Origin of the sequence: Microbacterium sp. LMI1x-1-1.1 (assembly GCF_040676205.1) — a bacterium.
Classification (GTDB): domain Bacteria; phylum Actinomycetota; class Actinomycetes; order Actinomycetales; family Microbacteriaceae; genus Microbacterium; species Microbacterium aquilitoris.
In genome coordinates this window covers 236,009-252,533 of record NZ_JBEGHM010000001.1, presented here as the reverse complement: position 1 = coordinate 252,533, position 16,525 = coordinate 236,009, and the positions used below count along the sequence as shown (strand labels likewise).

General features: G+C 70.2%; 13 protein-coding genes. 6 read left to right on the top strand and 7 right to left on the bottom strand.

The features are described 5' to 3' along the window. Positions 1 to 28: 28 nt before the first annotated feature. From MRBLMI1x_RS01170 to MRBLMI1x_RS01160, 3 genes are all read right to left on the bottom strand, one after another. On the bottom strand, positions 29 to 1,987 hold the full coding sequence (locus MRBLMI1x_RS01170) for a DUF6807 family protein (protein ID WP_363455125.1): 1,959 nt from the start codon (positions 1,985 to 1,987) through the stop codon (positions 29 to 31). 68 nt (positions 1,988 to 2,055) lie between these two features. Further along, complete coding sequence (gene crcB, locus MRBLMI1x_RS01165; protein WP_018187513.1) at positions 2,056 to 2,439, bottom strand: fluoride efflux transporter CrcB; 384 nt, start codon at positions 2,437 to 2,439, stop codon at positions 2,056 to 2,058. Then, complete coding sequence (locus tag MRBLMI1x_RS01160) at positions 2,436 to 2,846, bottom strand: fluoride efflux transporter FluC (RefSeq protein ID WP_363457776.1); 411 nt, start codon at positions 2,844 to 2,846, stop codon at positions 2,436 to 2,438. The genes crcB and MRBLMI1x_RS01160 overlap by 4 nt, the downstream gene beginning before the upstream one ends. Before the next feature lie 225 nt (positions 2,847 to 3,071). Between MRBLMI1x_RS01160 and MRBLMI1x_RS01155 the strand changes: the two genes are divergently transcribed. From MRBLMI1x_RS01155 to MRBLMI1x_RS01130, 6 genes are all read left to right on the top strand, one after another. Continuing rightward, positions 3,072 to 4,847, top strand: coding sequence for an ABC transporter ATP-binding protein (locus MRBLMI1x_RS01155; protein WP_363455122.1), 1,776 nt, complete (start codon positions 3,072 to 3,074; stop codon positions 4,845 to 4,847). Further along, positions 4,844 to 5,749: a hypothetical protein gene (locus tag MRBLMI1x_RS01150; protein WP_363455119.1), complete on the top strand. Its 906-nt coding sequence runs from the start codon at positions 4,844 to 4,846 to the stop codon at positions 5,747 to 5,749. Before MRBLMI1x_RS01155 ends, MRBLMI1x_RS01150 begins: the two co-directional genes overlap by 4 nt. A 235-nt stretch (positions 5,750 to 5,984) precedes the next feature. Then, the gene (locus tag MRBLMI1x_RS01145; RefSeq protein WP_116227573.1) at positions 5,985 to 7,271 is read left to right on the top strand and encodes an extracellular solute-binding protein; all 1,287 of its coding nucleotides are present in this window, start codon (positions 5,985 to 5,987) and stop codon (positions 7,269 to 7,271) included. A gap of 68 nt (positions 7,272 to 7,339) precedes the next feature. Further along, positions 7,340 to 8,332 carry a carbohydrate ABC transporter permease gene (locus MRBLMI1x_RS01140; RefSeq protein ID WP_018187508.1) on the top strand — a complete coding sequence of 331 codons (993 nt, stop codon included), beginning with the start codon at positions 7,340 to 7,342 and terminating at the stop codon, positions 8,330 to 8,332. Beyond that, positions 8,329 to 9,264, top strand: a complete 936-nt coding sequence (locus tag MRBLMI1x_RS01135; RefSeq protein WP_363455115.1) for a carbohydrate ABC transporter permease — start codon at positions 8,329 to 8,331, stop codon at positions 9,262 to 9,264. Before MRBLMI1x_RS01140 ends, MRBLMI1x_RS01135 begins: the two co-directional genes overlap by 4 nt. Before the next feature lie 2 nt (positions 9,265 to 9,266). After that, positions 9,267 to 9,923: a hypothetical protein gene (locus MRBLMI1x_RS01130; RefSeq protein WP_363455112.1), complete on the top strand. Its 657-nt coding sequence runs from the start codon at positions 9,267 to 9,269 to the stop codon at positions 9,921 to 9,923. 1 nt (position 9,924) lies between these two features. Here MRBLMI1x_RS01130 and MRBLMI1x_RS01125 read toward each other — a convergent pair whose 3' ends face one another. From MRBLMI1x_RS01125 to MRBLMI1x_RS01110, 4 genes are read right to left on the bottom strand one after another with little or no spacing between them, the layout of a single operon-like run. Further along, entirely contained in the window at positions 9,925 to 11,613 is a 1,689-nt protein-coding gene (locus tag MRBLMI1x_RS01125; RefSeq protein ID WP_363455109.1) for a hypothetical protein, read from the bottom strand. Then, positions 11,613 to 14,672 (bottom strand): alpha-mannosidase, encoded by a 3,060-nt coding sequence (locus MRBLMI1x_RS01120; RefSeq protein WP_363455106.1) that lies wholly within the window; start codon positions 14,670 to 14,672, stop codon positions 11,613 to 11,615. The genes MRBLMI1x_RS01125 and MRBLMI1x_RS01120 overlap by 1 nt, the downstream gene beginning before the upstream one ends. After that, the gene (locus MRBLMI1x_RS01115) at positions 14,672 to 15,565 is read right to left on the bottom strand and encodes a carbohydrate ABC transporter permease (RefSeq protein ID WP_018187503.1); all 894 of its coding nucleotides are present in this window, start codon (positions 15,563 to 15,565) and stop codon (positions 14,672 to 14,674) included. Before MRBLMI1x_RS01115 ends, MRBLMI1x_RS01120 begins: the two co-directional genes overlap by 1 nt. Further along, positions 15,559 to 16,509, bottom strand: coding sequence for a carbohydrate ABC transporter permease (locus tag MRBLMI1x_RS01110; protein WP_020098548.1), 951 nt, complete (start codon positions 16,507 to 16,509; stop codon positions 15,559 to 15,561). Before MRBLMI1x_RS01110 ends, MRBLMI1x_RS01115 begins: the two co-directional genes overlap by 7 nt. Positions 16,510 to 16,525: the final 16 nt, after the last annotated feature.

The window sequence follows — 16,525 nt, the reverse complement described above, 5'->3', positions numbered from 1 at the left end:
CGCCGCCTTCGTCGTGCGTGGGGGAGCGTCAGCCGAGGCGGAGGGCGGCGACGACCTCGGCATCCGACAGGCGACCGTCGGCGACGAGCAGGCGGTACGAGCGGGTGACGGGGATGCCGGGGGCCAGCTCCACGGCACGGTCCCAGGCGAGGGCGGCGCCGATGCCCGGGTAGCCCGCGACCCGGACGAACCAGGGGTCGGCCGCCGAGTCCTCGTCGAGCGGCGCCATCGCGACGGTCGCCGTGCCGGTGGGGAACTCCGCTGACCACGCGAGCCAGGGGGCGACGGTGCCGTGCACCGCATCCTCGCCCCGCGCCGAGGCGGTCCGCACGTCGACGTCGGTCGCCACGGGCAGCCGCCACGCGAGTCCGCCGTAGCCGCCGCCGACTCGGCCGTTGCTGCCCGGGCCGCCGAGGTGCAGCGTGCCGGCGCGCGTGGCGAGCGAGAATGTCAGATCAATGGTGGCCGCGCCGGGCCAGGCCTCGGCGACCGTCATCCGACGCTGCTCGGTGAGCATCTGCGCACCATCGCGGCCGATCCACGCGAACTCGGCTTCGAGGGCGGATGCCGCCCCCTCGACGCGCGTCGCGACGATGCGTCCGTGGTCGTCGCGCCAGACGTAGTCGCGTCCGGGGGTGTAGGTGCGGCCGCCCCAGAAGTTGACTCCCGAGACGTCCTGCAGCGTGACGCTGATGCCGAGGTGCCAGTCGTGGTCGGCGGGGTGCGTGTCCGACACGACGACGCCGCCCGGCGTGCTCACCGGATGGAGGTAGGGACGCGGGCTCGACGATCGGGTCACGTCGGCGCCGTCGACGAGGACGGCGATCGGATGCTGCGGCTCGCCCGGTGCGGCGAGGTCGGCCAGGACGGCGGCCTCGGTCTTCGCGGCCCACGGCAGGTGCAGCTCCGCGAAGGTCGCCTCGGCGTCGACCGCGCGCTCCACGGCGTCCTGCACGCCCGTGATGACGACGCGCGGCGAGCGGCCCTCCTCGTTCCACGTCACGAACGCGGCGTCGATCGCGACCGGCTCGGTGTCGGCGACGGCATCCATCACACGGACGAAGGCTCCCGTCTCGTGCAGCGGAGCGAGCATCGGCGTGCCGTGGTCGCGGTGGTCGAGCAGGTTCTCGACGAGGTCCACGCGGCCGAACTCGACGCGGCGGCCGTCGGTCTCGACGACGTCCTCCGTGTAGAAGAAGGTGGCCGATCCGCGCGTGCCGCGGATGAGGACGTACGGGTCCTCGTCCTGCACGGCGCAGAGGGTCAGAGCGGAGGTGACGCGGATGCCGCGCCCGGTCGACAGGCGGATGACGCTGGTGTCGTCACCCTCGATGGCGTTGGCGCGGTAGAGATCGGCGGTGATCTGCGTCACGTCCGTGGCGGCGGTCGACTGGGCGACGGCGAGGGCGGTCGCGGTCGCGTGGGCGAGCGGGTTCGCGACGACGCCGTCGAGGACGGGGAACCCGTCGAGCACACGGTGCCCGGCCCAGCGGCTGCGCGACCAGTACGCCCGGTCGCGGCACCACAGGCCGACGGCGCCGATCGCCTGGATAGGTCCGAGCCCGAACTCGTCGGCGATGAGGGCGGGGATGGCGAGCGATCCGAGGCTCTGGAACCCTACCTGGACGCGCGCGCCCGAGGCCGCCGCGGCATCCGCCAGCACGGCGAAGTCGGCGGATGACAGCACGGGCGGCTTCTCGAGGTAGAGGTCGATGCCGCGCGAGACGACGAGGCCGGCGAGGGCGGCGTGGGTGTGCAGCGGCGTCGCGACGATGACCACGTGGATGTCGTCGACGGCGTCGAGCGCATCGGCGAGTGAGGCGAACGCCTGCGTGCCCGCCGGCAGGTTCTCGGGCGGCACGGGGGTGGGATCGGCGACGGCCACGAGCTCCACGCGATCGCCGAGGCGGCGCAGGTTCTCGAGGTGGACGGTTCCGAAGCCCTGGGCTCCGGCGAGGACGATGCGGGTTCGTCGGGGGACGGTCACGGGGACTCCTTCGTCGGCTCCTTCGAGTATGCCAGCAAGCGCTTTCCCCATGCGGCATCCTCTTGTCGTCATCCGCTGATCAGGCGCCCCAGCACGATGCCGAGAAGTCCCGCCGCGACGGCGGCCACCAGCATCCCGACGGCGTTCACCGATGCCAGAGCGTACCGACGCTGCTGCACGAGCCGGACCGTCTCGAAGCTCGCGGTGCTGAACGTCGTGAACCCGCCGCACAGGCCCGTGCCGATCACGAGTCGCCACGCGTCTTCGAGGCTGCCGCCGAGGGCGAGCTGCGTGACGAACCCCAGGACGAACGAGCCCGACACGTTGATGAGGAGCGTGCCGAGCGGGAACGCGCCCCGCACGCGGGCTTTGATGGCACCGTCGACGATGAGGCGGAGCGCCGCACCCACGCCCCCCGCGAGCGAGAGCGCCACGAAGAGAAGGGGCGTCATCGGGCAGCCTGCTTCCGGCGGCGTGCGGCAGCGAGGGCGATGCCCGCCACCGTCGCCAGCGCCCCGACCGCGACGGTGGCGAGCGCGTATCCGATGCCGGCCGCGGCGTGGCCGTCCGTCAACAGCAGCCCGGTGTCGACGGCGAGGGCGCTGTACGTCGTGAAGCCGCCCGCGAAGCCGGTGCCGAGCAGCAACCGCAACGACCGGCGCCGGCCGACGTCGGCTCCTCGGCGGGAGAGGCTTTCGAGCAGCGCACCGAGGAAGAGGGCTCCGACGATGTTGATGGCGAAGATCGCGACCGGGATGCCGCCCACCGCCGGGATCGTGAGCGACAGCGCTTCGCGGGCCGCCGTTCCCGCCGTCCCGCCGGCGAGCACGAGCAGGATCGATCGCCCCGCGAGATGCACGGGGCGCTGCTCGTGCTCGGTTGCTGGCGTGGTCATCAGGTCCCGGTGTCGAGGGAAGGCGGGCGGTTCCACGATAGACCCGCGGGTTCCGGCGCCAGGGCTGGGCTTGCGGGGACCCGACGTGTCGCGGATGCCGGGGCTCGGCGGCATCCCGCGTCCCCGGAACGCGCGTGGACTGGTCGCGGGGGCTTCCGGCCCGGCATCGGTCGCGCCTACGATGGGACCATGACGCGGAAAACGCTTTCCCATCTGGAAGGTCTCATCGACGGCGATCGCCCCGCACGGTCGGTGCTGCGTCTGCTCGCCCGGCGGCCGGGACGGATGACCGTCGCCGTCCTCGCGTTCGCGGCGAAGGAGATCCCGCTCTGGTTCCTGCCGGTCGTCACGGCCGCGGTCATCGACGTCGTCGCCGGCCGCGGCGACGTGTCGCAGGTCATGTGGTGGTTCGTGCTGGCCGCCGCCCTCCTGCTGCAGAACTACCCGAACCACATCCTCTACACGCGCAGCTTCATGACGGTCGTCCGCGACACCGGCGCTGACCTGCGCAACGCCCTCGCCGAGCGGCTGCAGAGCCTGTCGATCGGCTACCACACGCGCATCAGCTCGTCGATCGTGCAGACCAAGGTCGTCCGCGACGTCGAGAACGTCGAGCTGATGCTGCAGCAGGTCACGCACCCGCTCCTGTCCGCGACGATGGTCATGATCGGCGCCATCACGATGACCGCGATCGCCGTCCCCGCGTTCCTGCCGGTCTACGCGCTCGCCGTCCCGATCGCGATCGGCATCCGCTACGGCATGCGGCGACGTTCGCACGATCGCAACGCGCACTTCCGCCGCGAGGTCGAGACGCTCTCGGCCCGCGTCGGCGAGATGGCGTCCCTCATCCCCGTCACCCGGGCGCACGGCCTCGAGCAGACCGCTGTGACCCGGGTCGCGACCGGGGCCGACGGCGTCCGACGCGCCGGGCTGCACCTCGACATGCTCAACGGCCACGTCGCGTCCGTGTCGTGGGTCGCGATGCAGCTGCTCGGGGTGGGATGCCTCGTCCTCGCCGCGACCTTCTCGCTCACCGGCATCCTGCCCATCACCCCCGGTGAGGTGGTGCTGCTGTCGACGTACTTCACGCTGCTCACGCAAGGGTTGACGCAGCTGCTCATGCTCATCCCGGTCGGAGCGCGCGGACTCGAGTCGGTGCGCTCCATCGCCGAGGTGCTGCAGGACCCCGACCTCGAGCAGAATGCCGGCAAGCGCACCGTCGACGCCGTCACGGGCGACCTGACCCTCCACCGCGCGTCGCACCGGTACGCCGGCGCCGGCGAGGATGCGCTGCACGCCATCGACCTGCACGTCCCCGCCGGCGCGACCGTCGCCTTCGTCGGGTCGTCGGGGTCGGGCAAGTCCACGATGCTCAACCTCATCCTCGGGTTCCTCCGTCCGACGGGAGGGCGCATCCTCCTCGACGGCGACGACATGCAGGACCTCGACCTGCGCACCGTCCGCCGATTCGTGTCGGTCGTTCCGCAGGAGTCCGTCCTCTTCGAGGGGACCATCCGCGAGAACATCGCCTACGGTCTCGGCGACGTCGACGACGCCCGCATCGAGCGGGCTCTGCGCGACGCGAACGCGTGGGATTTCGTGCAGGACCAACCGGAGGGGTGGGACACCGTGGTCGGCGAACGCGGCGCGCGCCTGTCGGGCGGCCAGCGGCAGCGGCTCGCGATCGCCCGCGCTCTCATCCGCGACCCGAGGATCCTCCTGCTGGATGAGGCGACCAGCGCCCTCGACCCCGAGTCCGAGGAGCTCGTGAAAGATGCCCTCGGTCGCCTCATGACGGGGCGCACGACCCTTGTCGTCGCGCACCGGCTCTCGACCGTCCGGCAAGCCGACGTCATCGTCGTCCTCGAGCGCGGCGAGATCGTCGAGCGCGGCTCGCACGACGAACTGCTCGAGCGCGGCGGCCGCTACGCGCAGCTCCATCTCGCGCAGGCGGGTCTCGCATGATCGAGGTCTACCGCGATCCCGTCTACGACGGCGCGACCGATCCGCTCGTCGTGATCGCCGGCCCCGGCGACTGGTGGATGTTCTACACGCAGCGGCGCGCGACCCATCCCGACCCGGGTCCGGGCGTCGCCTGGGTGCACGGGAGTCGCATCGGCGTCGCCCGCTCGACCGACGGCATCCGCTGGTCGTACGCGGGGACGCTCGAGCCGACCGCCGACGGGCTGCAGCTGGATGCCGCCGGCCCGCCCGCGCGCACGGATCGCACCCACTGGGCGCCCGAGGTCGTGTTCGACGGGCAGATCTGGCGGATGTACCTGACCGAGATCGACGGGGTCCCCGACCGGTGGCCGGGGTACGCGCGTCACATCGTGGAGTACCGGTCGGCGGACCTGTCCGAGTGGCATCGGATCGGCGCGCTCGCTCTCGACAGCGACCGCGTGATCGATGCGGGCGTCGCTCGCACCCCCGACGGGCGCTGGCGCCTCTGGTACAAGGACGAGGCCGCCGAGTCGGTCACCAAGGTGGCCGTCTCGGACGACCTGACCACCTGGGAATCCGAGGGCACCGCGATCGGCGGACGGCCCCACGAGGGTCCGACGGTGTTCGAGCTCGGCGGATCCTGGTGGATGATCGTCGACGAGTGGCGCGGCATGGGCGTGTACCGCTCGGACGATGCGATCTCGTGGCGGCGGCAGGGCGGAGCGGATGCCGTCATCCTCGGCGCCGGCACGGTGCCGAGCCCGGGGTTCGGCCATCACGGGGCGCCCGTGCGCGACGGGGAGCGCGTCTGGTTCTACTTCTTCACGCACCCGGGCGCGCCCGATGAACCCGATGAGCGACGCTGCGCCGTGCTCCGCGCCCGCCTCGAGGTGCGCGGCGACGAGCTCGTCGTGGTGCGCTGACTCGCGGCCTGGCCGGTCCGCTCAAGGTGCGAGTATGGGCCATAGGGTGGGTTGGGACCGGTCACAGGTGGCGTCGTAAAAACGTTTCAATCTTCTTGAAAAACGTTTCAATTGGCGCTACTCTCGGGGCGAGCGCTTTCCTGTGGGCATCGATCCACGGCACCGAAGGAAGTCGCAATCACGGACCATGACGTCCACCAGCACTCGCAACACGGACGTTCGAGAGAGGACAAAGATGTTCAGCAAACGCGCACTCGCCGCCGTCGCACTCGCGACGGGGTCAGTCATCGCCCTTGCCGGCTGCGCCGGCTCGCCGGAGCCCGCCGGCACCTACGACCCCGATGAGAAGGTCTCGCTCGACCTCGCGTTCTGGGGCAACGACGTGCGAGCCGATCTCTACAACAAGGCGATCGACGCGTTCAACGAGAAGTACCCGAATATCAAGGTGAGCACGAGCTTCCTCGCGTTCCCCGAGTTCTGGGAGAAGCGGCAGACCGAGGCGGCGGGCAAGAATCTCCCCGACGTCATGCAGTTCGACTACTCGTACCTGCGGCAGTACTCCGAGAACGGTCTCCTTCTCGACCTCGACCCGTACCTCGGCGGCATCATCGAGACCGACCCGCTCCCGCAGAACATCCTCGACATCGGCGTCGTAAACGACACCACCTACGGCATCGCCACCTCGACGAACGCCTGGGGTCTGTTCACCAACCCGGTCCTGCTCGAGAAGGCCGGTGTCGACGAGTTCCCCGGCGGCTCCTGGGACGACTACACCGCCTGGATGAAGGACATCACCGACGCCAGCGGCGGTGAGTACTGGGGCGGCAGCGATTACACCGGCCGCATTCAGAACTTCGAACTCCAGTTGCGCGCGGAGGGCGGCAACCTCTTCACCGAGGACGGCAAGCCCGGTTTCGACGAGGCGCGCCTGAAGGCGTTCTGGGAGGAGGGCCAGTCGATCCGTGACGGCATCGGGGCGCCGCAGCAGACCGTCGAAGAGGCTCTGCCGCTCGGTCCGTTCGACACGGCCATCACCGCCAGCGAACTCACCTGGGACAACTTCGGCGCCGGCTACCTCGGCAACCTCGGCGAGAGCTACACCGAGCTCGGCCTCGTCGCCCCGCCGGTGACCGAGGAAGGCGCCAAGGACCTCTACCTGAAGCCCTCCATGCTGCACTCGATCGCGGCGAACACCGACCACCCCGAGGCTGCGGCGACGCTCGTGAACTTCCTCGTCAACTCGCCCGAGTCGGGTGAGATCTTCGGCACCAACCGCGGTCTGCCCGCGTCGGAGACCGCTCTGGCCGCCGCCGACCTCGACCCGCTGAGCCAGCAGGTCAAGGCGTACGAGGAGTCCATCGCCGACCGTCTCGGTGACGCACCTCCCGTTCCGATCGTCGGCTATGGCACCCTCGAGGAGAAGTTCCGTCAGCTCGGCGTCGAACTGAACTTCGGGACCATGACCGTGGACGAGGCCGTCTCGCAGTTCTTCACCGAGATGGACGTCGCCCTCAACTCGTGACCGATCGCGGGGTCCGGATGCCGCGGCATCCGGACCCCGCACCGTCCCCCCGACATCAGGAGCCACCCGTGAGCACCACCGCGACGAGAGTCATCGTCACCGGCGAGAAGCGGCGTCGCGCACTCGCGAACAAACGCCGGCCCGAGAACCTCAGCCGTCCCACCCAGCGCTCGCGCGCCCGCAAGGAGACGCTCGCCGGCTACGGATTCCTCATCCCATGGCTGGTCGGCTTCTTCGGGCTGACGATCATCCCGATGGGGTACTCGCTGTACCTGTCGTTCACGCGGTACAACATCTTCACGCCGCCCCGCTGGATCGGGTTCGACAACTACGTCCGCCTGTTCACGAACGACCCGCAGTTCATCCAGTCGGCGCAGATCACTCTCGTCTACGTGTTCGTCGGGACGCCGATCACCCTGATCGCCGCCCTCCTCGTCGCGATGCTGCTCAACTACCGCGACAAGGGCGCCGGCTTCTTCCGCTCCGCGTTCTACGCCCCGTCGCTCATCGGCGGCTCGGTGTCGGTCGCGATCGTCTGGCGCGCGATGTTCGGCTCGGAGGGTCCCGTCGACTCGTCCCTGTCGGCTATCGGCATCGACCTCGGTGGCTGGATCGGAAACCCGAGCCTCGTCCTGCCCGCCATGATCATCCTGTCGATCTGGCAATTCGGCGCGACGATGGTCATCTTCCTCGCGGGGCTCAAGCAGGTGCCGAAGGAGCTCTATGAAGCGGCCGAGATGGACGGCGCCGGGCCCTGGTACCGCTTCCGCGCGGTCACCCTTCCGATGCTCTCGCCGGTCATCTTCTTCAACCTGCTGCTGGGTCTCATCGGCGCGTTCCAGGTGTTCGCCTCGGCGTACATCATCTCGAACGGCTCGGGCGGCCCCGCCGGCATGACGAACTTCATCACGATCTACCTCTACAAGCGAGGCTTCAGCGACGGCCAGATGGGCTACGCCGCTGCGATCGCCTGGGTCCTGCTGGTGGTCGTCGCGATCATCGCCTTCATCCTCTTCCGCACCCAGCGCTCCTGGGTGCACTACGCCGGAGACAACCGATGAGCACATCCAACGTCGCCACGACCTCGGGCGCGGCATCCACCCCGGTCTTCGCCGCGCAGCAGACGATCGCCGCTACGCCGCGGCGTCGCCGCGTGAAGCGCAAGACCTGGCAGACGGTCATCTGGCTGGTCGTCCTGATCGCGCTGACCGCCCTCGTCCTGTACCCGCTCGTGTGGCTGGGCATCTCGACGCTGAAGCCGAACTCCGAATTCGGTCAGAACCCCGGACTCATTCCGCAGCAGCCGACCTTCGACAACTATCTGAAGGTCTTCGACGGCATCGCCGGCGTCCCGCTGTGGCAGTTCTTCGGCAACTCGCTCATCCTCGCGGTCCTGGCCGTCGTCGGCACCGTGTTCTCGAGCGCGCTGGCCGCCTACGCGTTCGCCCGCATCCAGTTCAAGGGACTCGGCATCCTGTTCGCCGCGATGATCGGCACGCTGCTGCTGCCGTTCCACGTCGTGATCATCCCGCAGTACATCCTGTTCAACAATCTGGGCCTGGTCGACACGTTCTGGCCGCTCGTGCTGCCGAAGTTCCTCGCGACGGAGGCGTTCTTCGTCTTCCTCCTCGTGCAGTTCATGCGTCAGATGCCGCGCGACATGGATGAGGCGGCCCGCATCGACGGCGCCGGACACGTCCGGATCTTCTGGGCGATCATCCTTCCGCTCGTGAAGCCGGCGCTGATCACGTGCGCGATCTTCGCCTTCATCTGGTCGTGGAACGACTTCCTCGGGCCCCTGCTGTACCTGACGAGCCCGGAGAACTACCCGCTCCCGATCGCGCTGCGCCTCTACAACGACCAGTCGTCGACGAGCGACTTCGGCGCGACGGTCACGGCCTCGTTCCTCGCCCTCGTGCCCGTGCTGCTGTTCTTCCTCGTGTTCCAGCGCTTCCTCGTCGACGGCGTCGCGACGCAGGGCCTCAAGGGCTGACGATGGCCGCGACGCGAACGGATCGGCGGGCGGTGCTTGCCGCGGTGCGCGCCGACCGTTCCGGCAGCGGTCCGGTCCTCGAGGAGCGGGCTCCGTCCCGGTTCCCCGGCGCCGCCGCGAAGTTCGCGCTCTTCGGGGAGGTCCTCCTCGTGGGTCTGCTCGTCGCGCTCGTCGGCGTGCTGGCCGTGACCCTGCCGATCGCGCTGGCGGCCGGCATCCGTCACCTGGCCCGCTATATCGCGGCGGAGGACTCGCGGCTCGGTCTGTTCTGGCGCGACGTCCGTGCCGGGATCGCCGGCGGCAGCGTCGTCGGGCTCATCGCCGCGGTGATCGCCGTCGTGCTGGCCGTCGACATCGACCTCGCACGGTCGGGGTTCCTGCCCGGTGGCGGCGTCATCGAAGCCGTCGGATGGACGGGCCTCGCCGTCCTCACCGTCGGGCTGCTGATCGCAGCCGGCGCGTGGGATCCGCGGACCGGCTGGCGAGCGGCCGTCCGCAGCGTTCCGGCGACCGTCCGCAGCGACCTGCGCGGGCTCGCGTTCTATGTCGCGGCGGTCGCGCTCGTCGTCGTCCTGACGTGGATGCTGCCGCCCCTCCTGCCCGCTGCGCTCGGCTGCGCGGTGCTCGCCGTCGTGGCGGTCCCCGAGCGCCGACGCTGAGTCAGCGCACGCGACGGACGGTGAACGTCGCCCGCCCGGGTGTCGTCCCGGTCGCGTAGAGCCGCGGACCACCCAGGGCGTCGGTGCCGCCCAGGTAGTCGTAGTCCTCACCGGGAAGGTACGCGGCCGGTGCGGACGAGCCCGTCCCGGGGCCGATCTCGAGGATGTCGTCGCCGACGGCGTACCGCGCGGTCCCGTCGGCGAGCACGGCTGTGCCGTCGGCCCGCACGTCGACCCCCTCGAACGCGCCGCCCGAGCGGAAGGCGAACTCGAGGCTCCACGCACAGATCGGACCCTCGGTCTCGATCGTCAGCTGAACGCCGTCCTCGACGGGCACGACGTCGATGCGGGTACGGAGCGGGACCTCGTCGCGCGGTCGCTCGTCGAACGACATCGCAGCCGAGAAGCGACCCTCGTCGACGACGCGGTAGTCGCCGCCCGGGCGGCGGAGCGTGGTGTCCAGCGGCCCGAAGTACGCGGGGGAGAGCCGCTCCTCGAGCACGATGCGGTCGTCCTCGGCGGTCATCTCATCGGCGCGGAACGGGCCGAGACCGAAGAAGTGCCGCGAGAGTCGCACCGAGTCGAGGACGGCGTCGCCGGCGAACAGGCGCAGGAACGTCGGGTTGCTCGCGAGGCCCGAGCGGATGCGGCGGGCGACGGTGTAGTCCGACCCGCCGAAGACCACCAGCGAACGGTCGGGCGTTCGGTCGACGACGAGCCCTGAGACCGGCCACACGATGCGCGCCCGGTCGGCCGGCGCCGTGCCCGCGGGCAGCGGCTCGCGCAGCGCCGGGTGCAGGATCATGTCGGCGAGGGCCGTCTGCGGATCGATGACGGGGGCGGATGCCGCGACCCGCGCCGCCCACGCGAAGTCACCCCGTCCCGTCTCGAGGGCGATGCGGCGGTAGTGGAGGGCGAACGGCGCGAGGGGGAACCGGGTCTCGCGCTGGTCCTGCCTGCGGGAGTGCACGGTCTCGACGGAGCCGTCGGGGTGGATGAGTCCCAGGGTCGCCTCGAGGTTCCGTGCCACGACGTCGTGGAGCTCGGGCAGGCCGAGGACGTCGCCGATGACCAGGAGCGAGGGGTTCGAGACGTAGACGGAGTAGTTCGCGCTGCGCTCGGAGTACAGGCCGTCGGCGTCGATGTCGATGCCCTCGGCGAGCCATTCGCGCGCCCGCGCCTCGAGCCGCGGGTCGGGGCGGTGCCGATGCAGCCGGACGAGCGCGGCGCTGAGCTCCCAGCGATGGTTCGGCGTGTGCACGCCACCCGCCAGCAGCGCCGGGGCGGCGCGATCGGCGATGCCGCCGAGCACCTCGGCGACCCGGTCGAGCCGGGCGTCGCCCGAGCGGCGCGCGAGCTCGAGGATGTCGCCGACGTCGTTGATCGTGAATCCGGTGTCGGGCGGCGACTCGACGTTGTCGCCGCCGAGGAAGAGCCCCGTCGGCGACTGCAGGTCGTGCAGGATCCCCGCGTACGTTTCGGCGAGGGCGACCGCCGCCGGGTCGCCGGCGAACGCGGACCCCGGCTCGAGGAAGACCGCGACCAGCAGCTTCGCGCGTCGCATCGACTCGCGGTGCGGTCCGAGCGGGGCGAGCGACACATCGGTCGACGCCTGCAGGAGGGCGGTGGCCTCGGCATCCGCCGCGGCGATCACGTCGGCGACGAAGGTGTCGGTATCGGTGTCGATCATCATGACTGCTCCGGTTCGTGCAGGGCGATGCGCAGGGTGACGACCTCGAACGCGCGCAGGTCGAGCGCGACGGTGCGGTCGTCGGTCCGCCGCGCGGCGTCGGCGCGGCCGCGGCCGACGGTCTCGACGAGATCGCAGACCTCGAGTGACGAGCTGGGGACATCGAGGTGCAGCGTGCCGCCGGTGCGGGCGCCGCGCTGCTCGAAGGCGCGGACGATGAGGTCGCCGCTGCCGTCCGCCGCGAGCTTGACCGCCGAGACGACGATGCCGTCGGTCGAGCTCGTCACGAGCGGTGCGACCGGCGCTGCGCCCGTGACCTCGCGCAGCGGCGAACCGACGATCGCACCCCAGCGGGCGGCATCCGTCGTCGTCTCGGCCGGCGCGAAGAGCGACGTGAACTCGTGCACGCCCTGATCCGCGTCGGGGTCGGGGAACGTCGGCGCGCGCAGCAGCGACTGCCGCACGGTCGTGACCGTCCCGTCCTCGTCACTCGTGCGGGTCGCATCGTGGCCGTACATGCCGTCGTTGACGATCGCCGCACCGGTGCCCGGCTCGCCGACGTGCACCCACCTGTGCGCGCAGACCTCGTAGCGGGCGGCATCCCACGACGTGTTCGTGTGCAGCGGGCGACGCACGTGGCCGAACTGCGTCTCGTAGGCCGCGTCCTGCGCGTGCACCGCGACGGGGAAGGCGAGCTTGAGCAGACGGTGCCGCTCGTGCCAGTCGACGCGGGTGCGGATGCGGACGCCGCCGCCCTCGGGGTGGATGTCGATCCATTGCTCGGCGGTGCCGTTCGGCAGCGGGTGCACGACGTGCACGACGCCGTCGACCAGTTCGGCCGTGCCGCCGTCGACGTCGGTCGTGGCGAGGCGGTACGAGGCGTCGAGCTCCCATGCGTCCCACTTCGACGGTGCATCGACGTGCAGCTGCAGCAGTCCGCCGCGGTGACCGGCGGGGATGAGGTCGCGCCCGGTGGCGAGCTCGACCACGCTCCGGAGGGTGCCGTCGGGTCCGACGCGCACGTCGATCTGGTCGGAGCGCAGGCGGAATCCACCGTCGACGTTCTCGGCCGTGACCGGCACCGGCGCCGGCGCGGGTCCCGCGCCGCCCGCGGCGATCGCGGCGACGGGTGCCGTGCCCGGGTTGAGCGCCAGGGGCTGCGAACCCTCGCCGACGAGGGCGGCGACGGCATCCGCGATGATCCGTTCGAGCCGGTCGGTCGTCTCGGCGTGCGAGCGCTCCGCCTCGCGGTGCACCCACGCGATCGCGCTGCCGGGGAGGATGTCGTGGAACTGAAGCAGCAGCACCTCGCGCCAGAGCTCGTCGAGCTCGGCCGCCGGATAGGGGATGCCGCGGCGTACCGTGGCCGCGGCGCTCCAGTGCTCCGCCTCGACGAGCAGGGCCTCGTTGCGACGGTTGCCGCGCTTGGTGCGCATCTGCGACGTGAAGATGCCGCGGTGGAACTGCAGGTACATCTCGCCGGACCAGACCGGCGGGTCGGTCGGTTCGGCGGCCGCCTCGAGGAAGAACTCTCGCGGCGTGCCGAAGGCGACCGTGGGGGAGCCCTCGAGGTCGGCCTGCAGGCGGGCGTCGGCCATCATCTCGCGCGTCGGTCCGCCGCCGCCGTCGCCGAAGCCGAACGGCATGAGCGAGCGGGTGCTGGCCGCGTGGTCGGCGAAGTTGCGGACACTGCGGGCGAGCTCGGTCGGCCGCATGTCGCCGCTGTAGGTGTTGTTCGGCGGGAAGTGCGTGAAGATCCGCGACCCGTCGAGCCCCTCCCAGACGAAGGAGTGGTGCGGCATCGTGTCGACGTCGTTCCAGCACATCTTCTGCGTGAAGAACCACTCCAGTCCCGCGCCGCGCAGCAGCTGGGGGAGTCCGGCGGGGAACCCGAACGAGTCGGGCAGCCACCCGACGTCGCTGCGCGCTCCGAAGTGCTCCTCGAAGAAGCGCGTACCCGCCAGCAGCTGACGGGCCAGCGATTCGCCCGAGGGCATGTTGACGTCGGATTCGACCCACATGTTGCCGACGGGGAGGAAACGTCCCTCGGCGACGCGTTCCTTGATCCGCGCGAAGAGCTCGGGATCGCTGCGGCGCACCCACTCGAAGTGCTGCGCCGACGAGCTGACGAAGACGGCATCGGGATCGGCGTCCATGAGCTCGAGCACGTTCGCGTACGTGCGCGTGACCTTCCGCACCGTCTCCCGGCTCGGCCACAGCCACGCAGAGTCGATGTGGGCGTGCCCCGTCGCGGTGATGCGGTGAGCGGATGCCGCGGCCGGTGCCGCGAGGAGGGGAGCGAGGATGCCGCGGGCCGCCGCCGCACCCTCGGCGGGCGCGTCGGGGTCGATCACGTACAGCGCGCGCTCGAGCCCGTCGAGGATGCGCGCGCGACGCGGGTCGGAGTCGACCAGCTCGCGGGCGAGGCCGACGAGCACGATGATCTCGCGGCGGAGGCGCTCGACGGTCTCGTCGACGAGGCGCAGCTCCATCCGTCCGAGCCGGTAGAGGGGTTCGGCGCCGGCCGTGGCCGGGTCGCCGAGCGGAGTGGGCGAGAAGGCGAGGGGGCTCTTGAAATCGTCGCCCCCCGACAGGTCGGGATTCGCGGCGGCCTCGACCGTGAACGACACGCGCTCACCGGGGCGGTTCGACACGGGGACGTGATGGTTCCGCGGTTCGAGGCCCTTCACCACGACGCCCTCCGGCGTCCGCACGAGTCCCTCGCACTGGAAGCCGGGTTTGGCCTGCGAGAAGCCGAGGTCGAGCGACAACTCGATGCGGCCGTCGCGCTCGGCCCAAGACCGCGGCACCTCGCCCTCGACGGTGAACCACGTCGTGCCCCAGGCGCGGCCCCAGCGGTGACCGCCCTCGACGGGGGCGAACGCGGCATCCTGCCGCATCCGCTCCACCGACACCGGTTCGCCCGGCAGGTCGCCCTTGTCGGGGACCTGCCAGGCGGACACGTGGAGCGGAGCTCGGTCGGCGACGACGGCCCGGTCGAGGTACTCCCCGATGAAGCGGTCGACGCGTTCCAGGACGAGGTGGTCCCGTGAATGCATCAGTCCTTGAGTCCTGCGTTGATGTTCGACGAGGTCACGTACTTCTGGAACACGAGGTACAGCGCGACCAGGGGGATCATCGACAGCACGGATGCCGCCAGCAGGATCGTCCACTCGATGTTCTCGGCGCCGACCAGGGCCCGCAGCGCGATCTGCAGGGTGAACTGCTCGGGGTCGCCGAGGATGATGAGCGGGAAGATGTAGTCGTTCCAGCGCCACTGGAAGGACATGATCGCCAGCGTCAGCGCGATGGGCCGGGCCAGCGGCAGCATGATCCGGAAGAAAATGCCGTACTCGCTCGCACCGTCGATGCGCGCGGCCTGCATGAGCTCATCCGGGATCGTGATGAAGAACTGGCGGAACATGAAGACGCCGGTCGGGGTGACGATCGAGGGGATGATCACACCGGCGAGCTGGTTGTAGAGCCCGAGGTCGCGGATGACGACGAACATGGGGTTGAGGATGACCTCGCCCGGCAGCATCGTCATCGAGAGGATGAAGAGCCCCAGGACGCTCAGCCACGGGTTCTTGTACTTCGCGAGCGCATAGCCCGTCGTCGCGCAGAGGAAGACCGTCAGGACGGTCGACACCGTCGCCACGATCGCCGTGTTCAGGAAGTAACGGGCGAAGTCGATGCGCTCGAGCGCCGCCTCGTAGCCGCCGAGCGTCCACTCCTTGGGGAAGAACGACAGCGGGTAGCTGAACAGCTCGCTGCCCGGCTTGAACGACGAGAGCAGGAACCACGCGAGCGGGAACAGCATGAGCAGCGCCAGGACCCACAGCATGGTGGTCGGCACGACGGCGCGGCGACGGAGGTTCTTCGACCGGCGGCGACGCTCGAAGCTCTCGCGCTTCTTCTCGTCGGGGACGGTGATGGCGTAGGTGGTCACCATGAGTTGTTGCTCCTCCGGCTGATGCGCAGCTGGATGATCGCGATGACCATGAGGATCACCAGGAGGACCATCGACGCCGCGCTGGCGTAGCCGATCTCGGACTGCTTGAAGCCGGTCTCGTAGATGTACTGGACGATCAGTCGGTTCTGCGTTCCGGGACCGCCGCCGTTGAGCGACTGGACCAGTGCGAACTCCTTCATGTGCCCGAGCGTGGACAGCAGGATCACCAGGACGGACGTCGGGGCGATGGAGGGCAGCGTGATGCTGCGGAAGCGCTGCCAGCCGTTGGCGCCGTCGAGCTCGGCCGCCTCGTAGTACGACTTCGGGACGTTGTTGAGGGCGGCGACGAACAGCAGCATGTTGAAGGCCGCACCGGCCCACGAGGATGCCAGGATCACGACGAGCAGCGAGAGGTCCGCGTTCGAGGACCACGGCACACGCTCGCCGCCCAGCATGCTGATCACGAAGTTGACGAAGCCGAAGCTCTCGCCGAACATCCAGCGCCAGATGACACCGGTCACGATCGGCGAGACGAGCCACGGGAGGAAGAAGATGATGCGCGCAGCGGTCTTGCCGCGGGCGTGCGCGGCGTTGATCGCGACGGCCATGCCGAGCGAGAGCGCGTAGCTGAGGGGCACCGAGAGCAGTGCGAAGACGAACGTGCGGCCGAGGGCCGAGTAGAAGCTCGGGTCGCTGAGGAGCTTGCTGTAGTTGTCGAGTCCGACGAACTCGGCGTCGCCCCAGCCGCGGAAGTCCGTCAGCGAGTACGACAGTCCGAGGACGCCCGGCCACAGGAAGAACAGGGCGAACAGGGCGGCCGTGACGACGGTGAACAGGAACGGCGCCATCCGGTACCGGCCGAAGGCGCGCTTGCGGCGGGGGGAGGGCGCGCCGGGCGCCCCCGCCGTGGGGGCGGAGGCGTCCGGCGTGATGGTTGCAGTCATGCGTGTGCGGTTCCCT

Coding starts and splice junctions, on each gene's coding strand:
- MRBLMI1x_RS01150 (WP_363455119.1), top strand. CDS start 4,844: ATGATCGAGGTCTACCGCGATCCCGTCTACGACGGCGCGACCGATCCG.
- MRBLMI1x_RS01155 (WP_363455122.1), top strand. CDS start 3,072: ATGACGCGGAAAACGCTTTCCCATCTGGAAGGTCTCATCGACGGCGAT.
- MRBLMI1x_RS01110 (WP_020098548.1), bottom strand. CDS start 16,509: ATGACTGCAACCATCACGCCGGACGCCTCCGCCCCCACGGCGGGGGCG.
- MRBLMI1x_RS01130 (WP_363455112.1), top strand. CDS start 9,267: ATGGCCGCGACGCGAACGGATCGGCGGGCGGTGCTTGCCGCGGTGCGC.
- MRBLMI1x_RS01120 (WP_363455106.1), bottom strand. CDS start 14,672: ATGCATTCACGGGACCACCTCGTCCTGGAACGCGTCGACCGCTTCATC.
- MRBLMI1x_RS01135 (WP_363455115.1), top strand. CDS start 8,329: ATGAGCACATCCAACGTCGCCACGACCTCGGGCGCGGCATCCACCCCG.
- crcB (WP_018187513.1), bottom strand. CDS start 2,439: ATGACGCCCCTTCTCTTCGTGGCGCTCTCGCTCGCGGGGGGCGTGGGT.
- MRBLMI1x_RS01115 (WP_018187503.1), bottom strand. CDS start 15,565: ATGGTGACCACCTACGCCATCACCGTCCCCGACGAGAAGAAGCGCGAG.
- MRBLMI1x_RS01125 (WP_363455109.1), bottom strand. CDS start 11,613: ATGATCGACACCGATACCGACACCTTCGTCGCCGACGTGATCGCCGCG.
- MRBLMI1x_RS01145 (WP_116227573.1), top strand. CDS start 5,985: ATGTTCAGCAAACGCGCACTCGCCGCCGTCGCACTCGCGACGGGGTCA.